Annotated in this window: 15 protein-coding genes; 12 read left to right on the forward strand and 3 right to left on the reverse strand. The window is 43.7% G+C overall.

Going from position 1 to position 15,433, the window contains the following annotated elements; translation table 11 throughout:
• Nucleotides 1-120 precede the first annotated feature (120 nt).
• Nucleotides 121-1,362, forward strand: a complete 1,242-nt coding sequence (pncB, locus tag I3257_RS05275; RefSeq protein ID WP_087815655.1) for a nicotinate phosphoribosyltransferase — start codon at nt 121-123, stop codon at nt 1,360-1,362.
• Between the two features lie 12 nt (nt 1,363-1,374).
• Here pncB and xseB read toward each other — a convergent pair whose 3' ends face one another.
• The 3 genes from xseB to I3257_RS05290 all read right to left on the reverse strand — a co-directional run bounded on the left by xseB (nt 1,375) and on the right by I3257_RS05290 (nt 3,802).
• On the reverse strand, nt 1,375-1,623 hold the full coding sequence (gene xseB / locus I3257_RS05280) for an exodeoxyribonuclease VII small subunit (RefSeq protein WP_045446121.1): 249 nt from the start codon (nt 1,621-1,623) through the stop codon (nt 1,375-1,377).
• A gap of 62 nt (nt 1,624-1,685) precedes the next feature.
• Nucleotides 1,686-3,200 (reverse strand): exodeoxyribonuclease VII large subunit, encoded by a 1,515-nt coding sequence (gene xseA / locus I3257_RS05285; RefSeq protein ID WP_087815653.1) that lies wholly within the window; start codon nt 3,198-3,200, stop codon nt 1,686-1,688.
• Between the two features lie 233 nt (nt 3,201-3,433).
• Nucleotides 3,434-3,802, reverse strand: a complete 369-nt coding sequence (locus tag I3257_RS05290) for a hypothetical protein (RefSeq protein WP_045446124.1) — start codon at nt 3,800-3,802, stop codon at nt 3,434-3,436.
• Between the two features lie 314 nt (nt 3,803-4,116).
• Here I3257_RS05290 and I3257_RS05295 point away from each other — a divergent pair, with 314 nt between their 5' ends.
• From I3257_RS05295 to purF, 11 genes are all read left to right on the forward strand, one after another.
• Entirely contained in the window at nt 4,117-4,776 is a 660-nt protein-coding gene (locus I3257_RS05295) for an alpha/beta fold hydrolase (protein ID WP_087815651.1), read from the forward strand.
• A gap of 128 nt (nt 4,777-4,904) precedes the next feature.
• Nucleotides 4,905-6,005: a cell division protein ZapE gene (zapE, locus tag I3257_RS05300; protein ID WP_087815649.1), complete on the forward strand. Its 1,101-nt coding sequence runs from the start codon at nt 4,905-4,907 to the stop codon at nt 6,003-6,005.
• A 189-nt stretch (nt 6,006-6,194) separates the two neighbouring features.
• Nucleotides 6,195-6,839, forward strand: coding sequence for a nitroreductase (locus tag I3257_RS05305; protein WP_087815646.1), 645 nt, complete (start codon nt 6,195-6,197; stop codon nt 6,837-6,839).
• A 177-nt stretch (nt 6,840-7,016) separates the two neighbouring features.
• Nucleotides 7,017-8,312 (forward strand): NAD(P)H-dependent glycerol-3-phosphate dehydrogenase, encoded by a 1,296-nt coding sequence (locus I3257_RS05310; RefSeq protein ID WP_055124195.1) that lies wholly within the window; start codon nt 7,017-7,019, stop codon nt 8,310-8,312.
• 84 nt (nt 8,313-8,396) lie between these two features.
• Nucleotides 8,397-8,855, forward strand: coding sequence for a phosphoglycerate mutase family protein (locus I3257_RS05315; protein WP_087815644.1), 459 nt, complete (start codon nt 8,397-8,399; stop codon nt 8,853-8,855).
• Between the two features lie 230 nt (nt 8,856-9,085).
• On the forward strand, nt 9,086-10,342 hold the full coding sequence (gene gspL / locus I3257_RS05320; RefSeq protein ID WP_087815642.1) for a type II secretion system protein GspL: 1,257 nt from the start codon (nt 9,086-9,088) through the stop codon (nt 10,340-10,342).
• A 65-nt stretch (nt 10,343-10,407) separates the two neighbouring features.
• Nucleotides 10,408-10,983: a type II secretion system protein GspM gene (gspM, locus tag I3257_RS05325; RefSeq protein ID WP_087815640.1), complete on the forward strand. Its 576-nt coding sequence runs from the start codon at nt 10,408-10,410 to the stop codon at nt 10,981-10,983.
• A 165-nt stretch (nt 10,984-11,148) separates the two neighbouring features.
• Nucleotides 11,149-11,694 carry a hypothetical protein gene (locus tag I3257_RS05330; RefSeq protein WP_227675917.1) on the forward strand — a complete coding sequence of 182 codons (546 nt, stop codon included), beginning with the start codon at nt 11,149-11,151 and terminating at the stop codon, nt 11,692-11,694.
• A 182-nt stretch (nt 11,695-11,876) separates the two neighbouring features.
• Nucleotides 11,877-12,911: a quinone-dependent dihydroorotate dehydrogenase gene (locus I3257_RS05335; RefSeq protein ID WP_060490895.1), complete on the forward strand. Its 1,035-nt coding sequence runs from the start codon at nt 11,877-11,879 to the stop codon at nt 12,909-12,911.
• A gap of 136 nt (nt 12,912-13,047) precedes the next feature.
• Nucleotides 13,048-13,545, forward strand: a complete 498-nt coding sequence (locus I3257_RS05340) for a CvpA family protein (protein ID WP_045446136.1) — start codon at nt 13,048-13,050, stop codon at nt 13,543-13,545.
• Nucleotides 13,546-13,862: 317 nt separating this feature from the next.
• Nucleotides 13,863-15,398, forward strand: a complete 1,536-nt coding sequence (gene purF, locus I3257_RS05345) for an amidophosphoribosyltransferase (protein ID WP_055124190.1) — start codon at nt 13,863-13,865, stop codon at nt 15,396-15,398.
• The last annotated feature ends 35 nt before the right edge of the window (nt 15,399-15,433 follow it).

Here is a 15,433-nt window from a genome sequence, read left to right on the forward strand (position 1 = left end):
TGGCCGTCTTTAGTAGGAATCCCCCTCCTTTGAGGGCGGGGAGGAAGTCAAAGTTATGTATACCTATTTCGTCGCTGGATTTGTTTGGCGGCTTTTCATTTTTGTATTTAAGGCTGTAACATGACCGTTACTCATACCTCTAAACCTTTCGAACCTATTATTACCTCTTTACTCGATAATGATTTATATAAATTTACGATGCTGCAAGCCATGCTGCATCAGTTTCCACAGACACATGGTGTGTATCGCTTTCGCTGCCGTAATAATAAAGACACGCTGTATCCATTGGCTGATATTAAAGATGATCTAGAGCAGCAGTTAGACAATTTATGTGAATTACGATTTTTAGAGGATGAACTAGAGTACTTACGTGGTTTGCGCTTTATGCGCTCAGACTTCGTTGACTATCTAGAATTGTTTAAGTTGAAACGTCGTTTTATTACCGTCAGTACGGATGATAAAGGTCGCTTATTTATCGATATCGAAGGACCGATGATTCAAGCGATGTTCTTTGAAGTGTTTGTACTCGCCATCGTTAATGAGCTGTATTTTGATGCGCTATCGAATGCCAGTGTGATTGAAGAAGGGCAGCGCAGATTGGATGAAAAAGTCACATTGTTGCATCAATATGCGACAGAGCAGGCAAAATGTGATGCTAATACCCCGCCATTAATTATCGCTGATTTTGGTACTCGTAGACGTTTTAGCAAAGCTTGGCAAGCCCATGTGGTTGAGACTTTGCATAAAGCGGAACCAAAAATAGTGAGCGGTACTTCCAACGTGTATTTAGCAAAAAAGCTGGGAATGACGCCAATCGGTACGATGGCACATGAATTTATGCAGGCATTTCAGGCTTTGGATGTGCGTTTACGTGATTCACAAAAAGCGGCGCTTGAAGCGTGGGTGCATGAGTATCGAGGCGATTTGGGTATTGCGCTGACCGATGTCGTTGGGATGGATGCGTTTTTACGTGACTTTGATTTGTATTTCGCTAAGCTGTTTGATGGTTTACGTCACGATAGCGGTGACCCGTATATCTGGGGTGATAAGGCGATTGCTCATTATAAAAATCTTAAAATAGACCCAAGAACCAAGATTTTAACCTTTAGTGATGGCTTAGATTTGGATAAAGCTTGGGATTTACATCAGTATTTTAAAGGTCAAATAAAGACCAGCTTTGGTATTGGTACCAACCTCACCAATGATATGGGTATCACCCCGATAAATATTGTCTTAAAATTGGTGGAATGCAATGGGCAGCCAGTCGCTAAACTGTCAGACAGTCCAGGCAAGACCATGATTAATAACGACACGTATCTTGCCTATTTGCGCCAAGTATTTGAAGTCGACGAGCCTGAATAGAATTGACTTAACTTAACTGTCGCTATTCTCTGTTTTATCTTCTTCTTCAGCAAAAGCGGCATCTAGTGCTTGCTGTACCGCATTGATACGGGTTTCGCAAACGCGATAAGCAGCAATCGACTCTTCAACAGTCGTCATCAGATTATCAATATCTGGCTCATCTTGTTGCTGTAATTCAGCGGCATTGGTTTTTAGAATATCATAAGCCGCTTTAAAGGTTTTTGGGGCGGCTTTTTTGCGTTTGCGAGTAGGGGTTGTCATAAGGTTTCCTAATTTTAAAATAAAGTCTTTGATTAAGTTGAATCGACGGTAGGTTGTACTTCTTATTTATTAATATTTACGTCAATAATCTGTGCTTTTGCTTTACCGTCTTTTAAGAGAATGTGCACCGTTTGTTCTGGATGGAGCTGCGTACCGCTGGTCAGTATTTGCTTGTCTTTTGCATCAGTAAGCATGGTATAGCCTTGCTTGAGCACCCGAGAAGGACGGTGCAGGAGCACAATATCACGCAGATGTTCGCTATCACGCTGTGCTTGTATTAACTGCTGCTGTGCGGAATGCATAATCGTTTTTTGGTTATTTTGACTGGCGCTAGCAGCCACTGTTAACTGCTGATAGGCAGCCGCTTGAGTCTGTGTGCGTAGCTCGCTGGTGAGTCTGGCGGCTTGCTTGACTTGGCGCTGAGCGCTTTGCTGAATACTACGCCACGCATAATCACTGTCTTTTTGCAGAGCGGTTAATTGACCAATTGTTTGTGATTGTATTTGGCTCAACTGGCGTGTCGTTTGTTGTGCAGCGGTGCTTAATTGACGCTGAGCAGCTTGTTTTATTTGCGCTTGGTATTGCAGCGTTTGAGTGACGAGCTGGGCTAAATGCGTCATGATAGCGGCAATCACCTTTGATGGGGTATCAAAGCTAGTATGCGCGACTTCATCTAAGATCACTTTATCACGCTCGTGACCAATGCCAACCCAGACAGGGATAGGCTGCTCGGCAACCAATGCTGCCAATTCATAATCATTTAGATAGGCTAAATCACCGACCGCACCGCCGCCACGAATAATGACTAATAAGTCTGGCAGGTGCTTATAAGTATCAAAAAACTGCTGCTGGGCGTTAACGATTGCTTGGCGGATCTCGCTTGGCGCATGATTACCCTGAAAGGTCGCATTATGATAATGGAAATGACAGGCACCTGTGCGCGCTAAGCGATCAGCGTCGGCTTGAAAATCGCCTAATCCAGCGGCTTTTTCAGGGGCAATGACCAGCACATGCTCAATATCAAATGGAACAGGCAGCTGTTGATTCAGGTTTAATAAGCCTTCTCCCGTCAAGCGGTCGACCATCTCTGCATACTGCCGCGCCAAGTCGCCTAACGTGTAGCTAGGGTCAATATCTTCAATAGTGAGAGAGAAGCCATATTGCGCATGGAAGCCTGCGGATACTTTGAGCAATACTGTCAAATCACGATCAAGGGGCATGCCAGTTGCGCGCTCAAATTTTGCTAAGACGCGTGCTGCTTTAAAGCGCCAAAGATTGCCGCGGCAACTAGCAATGACCTTACCGTCATCATCTTTTTCTGCCAATTCAAAGTAATAATGCCCGCCTTTACTAGATAGATTGCGAATCTCTGCTTTTACCCATACACGGTGGTTAAAGGTCTGTTTGATAACCATATCAACGGCTGATAAATAGTCACTCAACCGCAGAACGGTATCTTCTAAACTGACTTCTATATTGTTTTCTTGCTCAGCTAACTCGGCTTCCAAGGTCGCTAAATCTTTAGCAGGCGCTAATACCTTAGCTGGTTTCATATTTGACAGGTTGGGTTTGCGCATAATAATAGACCAAAAGTGAGGGAGCTTAAAAACGAGCTGTTTATAGAATAAGAGTCATAAAAAATCAGAAAGGATAGTTTACCCCAAAAGCGAGCACACAAAAAGAGAAGCCAACCAGTCAGCGACTAATATATTCTTATCGCTGATTGGTTCGCTAAATACTTTGTTAAATAACAAGATACTTTATTAAATAACGAGCCGCCAAATAAGTGCTTTATGAAATAATAATTATTTTATTGGCAACGAAAGTTGATTTTATACTCGTAATCGTCATCACGTGATAAGTTCGGCGAGCCCGTACCAAGGATCGTACCGAGGACGGCACTGGCTTGCCCAATCATCCGACCGGTATTTTCATCTAAAATACCGTTATAAGTGACTTTGTCATCGACGATAATAACTTGCTTACCTCTGCAAGTCTTTTGTGCGCTGTCTATCGCATTTTGCTGTGCTTTTACTTTGCTATCGGCGATGCCAGTCGTCTCATAAATAGAGTTGGCACGCTGGATAACTGGTGATGAAGGCGTAGTTTGGCAAGCACTTAGGGCGAGTGCTGCCGCCAAAGTAGCAGTCAGTGCAGCGGTTTTATTAATAGTATTCATAAACGATTCCTAATGTCTGTCAGTCATATATAAAGTTGAATATCACAGCAAAGTTGAGGATACGCCATGCACGTATCCGTCCATAGGTGGCTCAACAACTATGATGAATCTACCCTATTCGGCTCTGGGGTGTCTAGTCGGTTATTGTGTGCGGTATTGCAGAGACCGCACATATTCATCATATATTCATAGGCGACGTTTACTTATGATGAGCGAAAATGAAAATAAGCGGTACTATGACACAGCAAATCACTTGAAATATAAACCATATCTAGGATAATTGACCTATTCATTTTTAATCAATAAGTAATTTTATGCCATTAATTCCTGCTCCTGCTGGCGTGCTCGAAGTCGACGCGCTTTGGCAACAAGATAATCCTAACAATCCAAATACCGATACAGTGGCGTTACTGTGTCATCCCAATCCGTTATTCGACGGCACGATGAATAATAAAGTGGTAACGACGATGTATCGCTTTGCTCGTGATAATGGTATGCACGTGGTACGCTTTAACTTTCGCGGTGTCGGGCAGTCGACTGGCGAGCACGATTATGCGGATGGTGAAGTCGTAGATGCAATGACCGTGCTACAATGGATTGCAGAGCAAACCAATGCGCGCAAGTTATGGTTGGGTGGTTTTTCTTTTGGCGGTTATGTGACAGCACGGGTGGCTGAGCAGGTACTTGAAGCCCCTCATATTTGGGGGCTAGGCGATTTTGAGATTACTAAAATCGCCCTTATTGCTCCATCCGTTGAAAAAAATAACAGCAGTGATATAAGCTTGCCAGCCGATAAAACTTTTGAGATTTATGGCAATGCTGATGAAGTGATTGACCCTGATAATATGCAAGCATTTGCGGAGCGATTAGGAATTGCTGTCAGCGTTGTAGAGGGCGCAGGGCACTTTTTTCATGGACGTCTGTCAGAGTTGAAAGGCTTATTAGAAAAGCATACCTTTGGTAGCGACGCTTAGTTGTTACCTAGTAATATTAGGATAGAGAACCGCTATCAAGTCATGAGCTCTGATCGCTTTACTTTGACGAGTTCATGCAGAATCAACCATTACCTTACTATTTATTTTGTCTAATGATGAGTCGTATTATGAGTTTATCTCCATTGCAACGTTACGAGCAAGCCGTCAGTACAGATGAGTTTACTCGAGATGAGCAGCAATTTAAGGCCATGAGCTATCTTGATGAGATACATCATCAGCTCATCAATAGTGCGCCACAGAAGAAAAGCTTTTTTGGCTTTTTAAAGTCCAAGCCGACAGCACCAACGGGGTTGTATATGTGGGGCGGGGTAGGTCGTGGTAAAACATGGATGATGGACATGTTTTATGATTCATTGACCATTGATCGCAAGATGCGTCTGCATTTTCATCATTTCATGCAGCGCGTTCATCAAGAGCTAAACAAGCTGCAAGGTGAGAGTGACCCATTAGAAAAAGTCGCCGACATCATTTATGCAGAAGCGGTTATTATCTGTTTCGATGAGTTCTTTGTTTCTAACGTTTCTGATGCCATGATTTTGGGTGATTTATTTACCATGCTGTTCAATCGTGGTATTACATTGGTCGCCACCTCAAATATTGAGCCATCAGGATTGTATAAAGACGGCTTACATCGTGACCGTTTTATGCCCGCTATCGCTGAAGTAGAGCGTCATACTACGGTGATGAATATCGATTCTGGTATCGACTATCGTTTGCGCGTATTGCAGCAGGCAGAGCTATATGAGTCGCCTATGACGAAAGCGAATCATCATTGGTTAGCCAACCGTTTTGCCAGTTTATCCAATAACCAAAAAATCAGTAATGAGCCAATTACGATTAATGGTCGCGAAATTAGAATTAATGCTCGCACTGAGGATATTTTATTCTGTGATTTCCGTCATTTATGTATGGAGCCACGATCAGCATCTGATTTCATCGAAATCGCCAAGCAGTTCAGCACAGTATTGGTCAATGCCGTGCCTGCCTTAGATGATGACTTACGTGATCCGACCCGTCGGTTTATTTATCTGGTTGATGAGTTTTATGATCGCCGTGTTAAATTGCTGGTTAGAGCGCAGCAGTCGATTTTGGACCTATATCAAGGAGAGAAATTGGCGTTTGAGATTGAACGGACACGCTCGCGCTTACTTGAGATGCAGTCAGAGGATTATCTGCGCATGGAGCATCGGGTCGATGATGCGGCATAATTAAAGCCTCTTCATAGCCGATGATAATCTACAAGTTGTCGATTAAAACACTCATGGTTTTCCATTCAAGTCATTCACACTCAATATTGATATATATTCGTTTGACATAACGTGTTTTTTGACAGTATTGAGAGCCAACCAAAGCATTGGTTTTTTGCATAAAAAGATAATAATAAATAAGGAGCGGTAATGACTACATCCGACGAAAATGATAAAAAACTGTCGACCAAAGACATCACCACTAACAGTATGCCGATTAGCAGTGAAGAAATGATTGGCTGGATCAATTCAAGGCGCAGTATGGGCAATTTGGATACGCCAGCACCCACACATGCCCAAATCGAAACAGCGATTGAGTGTGCGGCGACAGCGCCAGATCATAAAAAACTGCGCCCATGGCGTTTTATAGTGACACAGGGGGACGCCCGTCATGAATTGGGCAATGCCTTGGTCGCAGCGGCTCAAGCTAAAGCGGTGCAAGAGGGCGAAACGCTGTCCGAAAAGGACATCGTAAAAACTCAGGCCATGCCATTAAGAGCGCCCGTCATCATCACAGTTGTCACAAAAATACAAGCGCACAAAAAAGTTCCTCCTTTTGAACAAATGCTAAGTGCGGGTGCAGCTGTACAAAACCTGATTTTGGCGCTAAAAGCCCAAGGTTTTAGTACAGTGTGGCGTACGGGACTGCTATGTAATGAAGCTGCTGTTAAATTATATTTTGACGTTGGTCCAGATGATTATGTGACGGCTTTTGTTTATACTGGCACCAGTCCCAAAAATGAACCCGCCCGTAAACCGATTGATATCGAGTCTTTAGTGCGATTTGAGTCATAATATATCTAAGCGCTGTTTAGTGGCGCTTTTCTCTTGACGAATACCGCTCTCTAAGAAGACAGTCGGTCGTGTAGCAAAAAGATAGATAGCCTCAATACTCCAAAGCGTCATAAGTCATGATAAATAACCCATGATAAATTCTATTAATAATAAATCAGCCAATACGGATAACAGCAAATGACCAGCCCTAATGATAGCAACAAAGACATCAGTAGCGATAATACTGAGGTGAATACGAATGCCCCTGAAAAGCAAAACAGTCTGCTGGCAGGTATCATCGAACGTGCTACCAAATCGGGTATTGGTCGTAAAAAACTCAATCCTAGCGCGGTAGAATCAGCAGTAGCAAAAAACATGGCGGATATTCACAGTAATCCTACCAAGCTACGTTTGGCGTTTTTAGGCGGTGGTAGTTTTGGTACAGCAATGGCAAACTTGGCTGCACGCAACGGCTGTGATACCACGCTATGGGTACGTAACAAGCGTACGGTAAAGGCGATGGTAAAAACGCAGACCAATAAAAAATATTTACCAGGTTATAAGCTTGATGACAGCCTTAAATACAGCCATGACTTGGCAGCAGCCGTCAAAGATAAAGATATCGTTTTTATTGCGGTGCCTGGTTTGGCTTTTCGTGAGACCCTAAAGAATATTGCACCATTTATCAGTGGTCAGTCTATTGTGTCATTGACCAAAGGTATGGAGAAAGATACTTTTGCCATGATGAGCGACATTATTAAAGATGAGCTACCTGAAGTGAATTTTGGTGTCATGTCGGGGCCAAACCTTGCGATAGAGATCATGAAAAACATGCCATCGGCGACCGTTATCGCCAGTGAGTCTGAGCCCTTGCGCCATGCCGTACAAGCCGCATTACATAGTGCGTTTTTTCGAGTGTTTGCCAGTGATGATGTCAAAGGTGTGGAGCTTGGCGGTGCGCTAAAGAATATCTATGCGATTGCCATGGGAATGGCGGCGGCCTATGATGTCGGTGAAAATACCAAGGCAATGATATTGACTCGTGCTTTGGCAGAGATGAGCCGCTTTGGGGTTGAGGCGGGTGCGAATCCGCTTACCTTCTTAGGATTGTCTGGTGTGGGTGATTTATACGCCACTTGTAGCTCAGAGCTCAGTCGTAACTATCGTATCGGCAACATGCTCGGTCGCGGTATGAGTATTGAGGCCGCGGTGAAAAAACTCGGTCAAACAGCTGAAGGGGTCAATACCATTCAGCAAGTGCATGAGAAAGCTACCAAAGAAGGCATCTACATGCCTATTACCCATGCATTGTATGCGGTCATTTATGAAGATAAAGCAGCATTAGGTGTGGCGTTACATCTCATGGAAGCGGGCTTCCGTAGTGATGTTGAATTTGTAATGGCACATGATCATAGTAATGCGGCGCTAACTGCGCAGATGAAGACGTCAAGCGATAGCACTGATGATGAAAGTGGCGATACTGACAGTAAGTAAAAACCCCAATGTTAAATGATGACGTTGTTCTAAGAATGATTATTCTGCAAACAACGTCATCATGACAATGCATAAAGGAAGGTTATGAAAATTATACTAGTACGTCATGGTCAAGCAGAAGATGAGTCGCGCCCAGACAGCGCGCGCCAGTTAACTGACTTTGGTCAACAGCAAGCAATGCAGACGGCAGAGTATGTGATGACTCACTATCATCCTGATTATTTTGTCGTCAGTCCCTATGATAGAGCACAGCAGACGCTAGCAGCATTTCAGACGCGCGCGCCCAAGGTTCCAGTAATCGTACAGCAAAATATCACGCCTTCTGATGATGCGCGTCAAGCCTTAATAGATATTGCGAATATTGACGCTGAGTGTCTGGTAGTGGTGTGTCATATGTCTATCGTTGCTTATATCGCTGGTTTATTAACCGGTGATTATCCTGAATCATTTTCTCTTGCAGAAGCAAGGGTGTTTGAGATGGAATTTGTAATGGCAGGTATGGCAAAAGAGATTGATCGTTTTGTGCCTGAGCAGCCGTATTGAGATTAGGTCGAATCGTCAGTGATATTGTTGACACTTAGTCTATTGATGCTTAGTGGTGTTAAACTGGCTAAGTAAGGGTTGGCTACTAAAATTTCAGTCGCCAATGCATCAGGTTTTAGCTATTACAGGAGAACAATGATGATAACAAACCAACCTGCATCAGCATGAGATTGTCTGAATCCTATCTTATCCTACATTTAAAGCAGCTTTAATAATTAAGGACACGCTTAGTGTTACATGTTTGGTTACGAGCGCAGCATAGCCCGCTAGCTGTCTGGCATGAAGATATTCAGCAATGGCAAACGGTCGATGGTTGGCAACAGCTACAAGCAATCTATGGTAATTATAAAACCAATGCACAGAAGACTTTGTGTCTATACTTTCCATCAAGCCATATATTGCAGGTAGATACTGAGCTGAATGCGACTCAGCTTAAACAGCTGGGCAATAGCGGCAAGCAATACTTGTTTGAAGAGACATCCTTGACCCCTGTTGAGCAATTGGCGATTCGGCAAATCAGTGAAGCTGATAATCACCAACTGTATGCACTGGCGCAAAGCGATATCGAGTCATGGCAGCAGAGTGCTAAGCTCGCTGGCATGAGCATAACGGCGTTACTGCCTGATTTTTTATTGCTGCCAACGCCAGATGAAGGGGCAGGTCAGCAAGTAACACTGTATCAAGATGAGCAAACCATGCTACTGCGTCAGTCATTGCGACAAGGTATGGCTGTCAGTTATTTGCCCTTGATCTTTGAACGTTTCCCGCATTTAAGTGAAGTGAATATATTACCGCCCATAACGGCTTTAGATGATCTTTCAAAGCCAACAAATTCGGCAATGCCCACGAGCTTTATGGCACAAACGGCCGCGCTTGTTGCAGATCATCAGTTATTATTAACCACATTGACCACGCCGCCCAAGCCTGTTGACAGCCCTGAGCGTCACGCGCTTAACTTCTTTATTAAATCAACGGACTCAAAGCTCTCACCGTATTTGCGTGTGGCAGCGATGGTCGCGTTATCGGCACTGGTATTACAGATGGCGACCGATGGCCTGCAGTGGTATCAGTATAGTAAGGCGACGGTAGCGACCAAAGCTGAGATTGCGGCGCAGTATCAAGCTTGGTTTCCAAATGAGCCATTAAGCTCGCGCACCAAACTGCAAGTGCAATTGCAACCAAAGCTGCGCAGTGACAGCCAAGCACCAGCCTCTCATATGGCAGCATTGACTCGTATATCCCCGTTAATCAAACAGTCTTCACTGCGGGCGCAAGCATTAGTGATGCAGCCATCAGCACTCAGCTTTACCTTGATTGCCCCTGATCGTAATAGTCTTGATAAGTTTACGAGCACACTTGTTGCGCAGGGTTTAAATGCCAAGCTTGCACAGGTAAACAGTAATGAGCAAGGGCAGTTTAGTGGTCAAGTTACGGTGAATGTCGTAGAAAATAATGACACTACGCAAACCAATGTAGCGGCATCATAATTTATTTGCCAACTAGGCAACGGTAATAAATAGGCAGTGGTAATAAAAGTCAAAAAGGTTGGAAAATGAAACGATTGCAGCGCCGCACTAAACGTAATAACATCACGCCAGAGACCAGTAACAGTATTGGAACCAATGTGCTGTCAACGCGTGTAAATAATTTTCAACAGATGCTATCGTTACGTTGGCAGGCACTTTCGCCACGTGATCAGTTGGCATTGGCCGTATTGTCTATGTTCTTATTATTGTTCATTGGGGGCTATGGTGGTTATAGTATTCATCAAGCGGCAAACGATAGTAAGCGCGACTATCAAGAGCAAGTGGCTGATTACTTTTGGTTGCGTGCCCAAGCTGGCAATATCGATAGTAATGCGATCAATGCGGCAAACACGGCGGATGGTGAAGCCGCCATGCCACCTGCCAATAGTATCAGTGCATTGTTAAACAACTCAGGTATTGCCAACGCTCAAGTCGTTGCGACGGGTGATGCTGTGCAACTGAGCTTCAATCATGCCAGTCAAGCGGTGGTCAGCACAGCACTTGGAAAGCTGGAACAGCAAGGCTGGCAGTTCAGTCAGCTATCGATACAGCAAGACTTGGTTACCAAAGCCATTCAAGTACAAGCGACTGTCACCTCATAAATCGATATGCTGTGGAAACTGGAAATATTTTACTCTTTATCTACTATTGCCCCAAATTAACTAATCATCAATTTCTAAAATAGCCATTTATCATTAGCATCATTGAAAAATTGCACGTTTGACACAATTGATTAACTATCACACAGCCAGAGATGGATATTTAAGATGAATCAATCTTCTGATCGCAAACCTGACACACGTAGCCATCAGCAGACCAGAACTGCTGAACACCAGAGTAATGCGTCAGTTGAAGCTGCATTTGATCATGAAATGACTCAGCAAAGGCAGAGCTATGGGGCGAGTGACAATATGAGCACTGGTAAGCGCCGTTCTTTAATCACTTATAATCATATTACTTATTTTTTATACGTAATCAGCTATTTTACCGCTGGATTACTGTGGGTTGTACCAATTGTGATGAACTATGCGAAGCGCCATGACGCAGAGGGTTCGTGGTTGTCCACGCATTTCGATTGGCAGATTAAGACCTTTTGGTATAGCATCGTGTTTTTCTTCTTAGGCATCATTATCATTACCTTTGCATTAGGGGGTTTTGGCATCAGTATGCTGGCTGATAGCAATAATATTGCCATTGGTTCGGTATTATTAGCGGTATTTGGCCTGCTAATCATGATTTTTACCTTCATATGGCATCTTTATCGTATCGTCCGTGGTTGGATAGCCCTGACGGATGGTCGTCCTGTACCTTAGGGACTTTAGAATACATCTGTCAGCTCCTTAGCCAATATGTAGGTATAGCTATTAGTACTCTAATACAGAAATTTAGCGCATGAAACTTTGCTCTTATTTCTGTTAAGCTGATATAATCGCAGCGCTTGATTTTATTCGCACTATTCACTCACTATTTCTTTCGAGCAGGGTCTGCCATTACTATGTCTTATGCCTTACTTCGCCCTTTTTTGTTTAAGATGGATCCAGAGCACGCCCACGAGATGACCTTATCTTTATTAGATAAAGCTCATAAAGCACGTGTTTTAGGTTTGGTATACGGTCAGTCAATGCAGCCAACAGACTGTATGGGCTTGCAATTCACCAATCCGGTCGGCCTAGCGGCAGGACTGGATAAAAATGGTGATTATATCGATGCGTTGGCTGAGCTGGGCTTTGGTTTTATAGAAGTGGGCACGGTCACGCCAAGACCGCAAATAGGCAATGATAAGCCAAGGTTGTTTAGAATCAAGCAAGCGGATGCTATCATCAATCGAATGGGTTTCAATAACCAAGGTATCGATTATTTGATCGAAAACGTCAAGCGCTGTCAATATAAAGGCAATATTGGGATTAATATTGGCAAAAATGCCGATACGCCAGTAGAGCAAGCCGCCGATGATTATGTCTATTGTTTAGAGCGTGCTTATCCGCATGCCTCCTATATCACCGTTAATATCTCCTCACCAAATACTAAGAATCTGCGTGATTTACAAAGTGGCGAGGCCTTGACTCAGCTTTTGGATACGATTAAAAATCGTCACAGCCAATTAGCCACTGAATATGGTTTTTATGTGCCACTGGTATTGAAAGTTGCGCCTGATCTAGAGCCGCTACAAGTGGATTATATCTCGCAGCAATTGCTCGATTTTGAGATAGATGGGTTGATTGCGACCAATACAACGTTGAGCCGTGTTGGTGTTGAAGATTTACCTGATGGTGAGCAAGCAGGTGGTCTATCCGGTCGCCCAGTCAGCCACATTAGTACCCAAATTTTACAACAGTTCTCCGATCAGCTAGATGGTAAAGTCGCTTTAATAGGCGTCGGCGGTATTGACAGTGGTGCAAAAGCCGTCAAAAAAATCGAAGCGGGTGCAGATATGGTGCAGCTCTATACGGGGCTCATTTATCGTGGTCCTGGGCTGGTACAGTCTTGTATTCAAGCAATCGGTGGCTATTACGACGCGATGGAGCTATAGCGGATCAATATCCTTAGCTCATTACCTATCATATGCACAAGATGACTGTATTTTGAGCTGAGTCATCAAAGATTAATGTGTCACAAAAAAGAAAGTAAACATCTGATAAAAATCGATAAGGTATGAGGCGTAGAACATGAGTGGTCTGGATATCGTGATTGCTATTGTTGTTTTGATCGGCTTATGGCGCGGCTTTCAAGTCGGATTGATTAAAACAGCCGTTGGTCTAGTCGGTTGGTTTATTGCCCTGATTGCTGCCACACGTTTGGCAGGAGTGGTTTCGCCGCAACTATCAGGCATGGTACAAAACCCTGTTTTACAAATGGCAATGGCATTTTTATTGGTGGTGATAATCATATTGGCCATCATGCACTTAGTGGCATTTGTATTCTCAGGCGTGCTTAAAACCTTACGCTTGGGTGTCGTTGACAAAATGGCAGGTGGTGTTCTTGGTGCTGCTAAAAATGTACTGATGGTTTTAGTTGTGCTTAGCGTCAGCGCGCCGTTACTGGTGCAAATGCCACAATGGCAAACGTCAGTGCTCGCGCCTGAGCTATTGCCTTATGCCCCGATGGGTAAAGCGTTGGTCTCAGATGTATTAGGTATGGCTTGGGATCAAGTCAATCAGTCGTAAGTATTTTTACGGTTAGCCTTTAATGTCTCAACGCTTCGATGCTGATAGCTTGGATTTATGGTGCTAGAGGTTATCGCTTCTATCATATCCTCTGTGTAAGTCATCCTTGATAAAAAATTATTTAATCGCATTTAGAGACCACAAATGCCAACAAATAGTGCATTTTGCTAATAGTCAAAAGATAAATATTCGTTAAATTCTGAACAACAATCATCATGTCGTCGGTGAGTGACAGTACGCATTTTTTATAATCTACTGTTAGCAGTCTTGCCACTATTGTAGTACTAATTAATGAGTCAAAATAGGATATAGCTATTATGTGTGGAGTCATTGGAGTTGCAGCTCACGAACCAGTCAATCAGATTCTTTATGACGGTTTGACGATGCTACAGCATCGTGGGCAAGATGCAGCGGGTATTGTCACTTTGCAAGATGGACGACTCTATCTACGTAAAGAAAATGGCATGGTACGTGACGTATTTATGAATCGTCATATGATGAAACTGGTTGGTAAGTTTGGTATCGGTCACGTCCGCTACCCAACAGCAGGCACGTCAAGCAGTGCCGAAGCGCAACCATTTTATGTCAACTCACCTTATGGTATTACCCTTGCACACAATGGTAACTTGACCAATGCTGAGAGCTTAGCCAAGTCTTTATACATCGAAGATCGCCGACATCTTAATACCGATTCAGATTCAGAAGTATTGCTAAACGTACTTGCCCATGAAATGCAAAACTTGGGTAAAACCAAAGCAACGCCTGCTGATATCTTTGAAGCAGTCACGGCTGTATATGGTCGCGTCGAAGGCGCTTATGGCGTGGTCGCTCTGATTACTGGTCATGGTTTGCTCGCATTTCGTGATCCAAACGGTATTCGTCCGCTTATTTTCGGTAAGCGCATGGCACCGAATGGCGGCACCGAGTACATGGTTGCCTCAGAGTCAGTTGCACTGACAGGATCAGGATTTAGTATTATCCGTGATGTCAAACCTGGCGAAGCCATATTCATTGATTTAGATCATAAATTACATACCCATCAGTGTGTTGAGCAGCAAGAATACACGCCTTGTATCTTTGAATATGTGTATTTTGCCCGTCCAGATTCTATCATGGACAACATCTCAGTTTACAAAGCACGCTTACGTATGGGTGAAAAGCTGGCTGATAAAATCCTTGCTGAATGGGGTGAAGATCACGATATCGATGTGGTGATTCCTATTCCAGATACCTCGCGTACGTCAGCGATGGAGCTGGCACTAAAAATGAATATTAAGTACCGTGAAGGGTTTATGAAAAACCGCTATATCGGTCGTACCTTTATTATGCCAGGTCAACAACAACGTAAAAAATCAGTTCGTCAAAAACTCAGCGCCGTACCACTTGAGTTCAAAGGTAAAAACGTCCTGTTGGTTGATGATTCTATCGTTCGTGGTACCACTTGCCATGAAATCATCCAAATGGCACGCGATGCTGGTGCGAATAAAGTGTTTTTTGCTAGTGCCGCGCCACCGGTTAAATATCCAAACGTCTATGGTATCGATATGCCAGTACGCAGTGAGCTTATTGCCTCAGGTCATACGGTAGAAGAAGTACGCGATATCATCGGTGCGGATAGATTGATTTTCCAAGATTTGGACGACTTGATTGATGCGGTAAAAGATACCAAGTACAGCAAAGTTGAAGGTTTTGATTGTGCCGTATTTAATGGTTGCTACATCACTGGGCAGATCAATGAAGCGTATCTTGAGCATCTACAAGAGCAGCGCAATGACACTGCCAAGACGGGCAAAAAAGGCGTACAGATAGTGGCTGATACCCCAGTTGATATGATGGGCGTCGAAGAGCTTTAAGCTATCAATTTCTTAAAAGTATCAGTTTTTTGCAG

This window comes from Psychrobacter sp. Ps7 (assembly GCF_022129225.1).
Lineage (GTDB): Bacteria > Pseudomonadota > Gammaproteobacteria > Pseudomonadales > Moraxellaceae > Psychrobacter > Psychrobacter immobilis_A.

Excerpts from the sequence above, each read along its gene's own strand:
- pncB (WP_087815655.1), top strand. The coding sequence starts at position 121 with ATGACCGTTACTCATACCTCTAAACCTTTCGAACCTATTATTACCTCT.
- xseB (WP_045446121.1), bottom strand. The coding sequence starts at position 1,623 with ATGACAACCCCTACTCGCAAACGCAAAAAAGCCGCCCCAAAAACCTTT.
- xseA (WP_087815653.1), bottom strand. The coding sequence starts at position 3,200 with ATGCGCAAACCCAACCTGTCAAATATGAAACCAGCTAAGGTATTAGCG.
- I3257_RS05290 (WP_045446124.1), bottom strand. The coding sequence starts at position 3,802 with ATGAATACTATTAATAAAACCGCTGCACTGACTGCTACTTTGGCGGCA.
- I3257_RS05295 (WP_087815651.1), top strand. The coding sequence starts at position 4,117 with ATGCCATTAATTCCTGCTCCTGCTGGCGTGCTCGAAGTCGACGCGCTT.
- zapE (WP_087815649.1), top strand. The coding sequence starts at position 4,905 with ATGAGTTTATCTCCATTGCAACGTTACGAGCAAGCCGTCAGTACAGAT.
- I3257_RS05305 (WP_087815646.1), top strand. The coding sequence starts at position 6,195 with ATGACTACATCCGACGAAAATGATAAAAAACTGTCGACCAAAGACATC.
- I3257_RS05310 (WP_055124195.1), top strand. The coding sequence starts at position 7,017 with ATGACCAGCCCTAATGATAGCAACAAAGACATCAGTAGCGATAATACT.
- I3257_RS05315 (WP_087815644.1), top strand. The coding sequence starts at position 8,397 with ATGAAAATTATACTAGTACGTCATGGTCAAGCAGAAGATGAGTCGCGC.
- gspM (WP_087815640.1), top strand. The coding sequence starts at position 10,408 with ATGAAACGATTGCAGCGCCGCACTAAACGTAATAACATCACGCCAGAG.
- I3257_RS05330 (WP_227675917.1), top strand. The coding sequence starts at position 11,149 with ATGAATCAATCTTCTGATCGCAAACCTGACACACGTAGCCATCAGCAG.
- I3257_RS05335 (WP_060490895.1), top strand. The coding sequence starts at position 11,877 with ATGTCTTATGCCTTACTTCGCCCTTTTTTGTTTAAGATGGATCCAGAG.
- I3257_RS05340 (WP_045446136.1), top strand. The coding sequence starts at position 13,048 with ATGAGTGGTCTGGATATCGTGATTGCTATTGTTGTTTTGATCGGCTTA.
- purF (WP_055124190.1), top strand. The coding sequence starts at position 13,863 with ATGTGTGGAGTCATTGGAGTTGCAGCTCACGAACCAGTCAATCAGATT.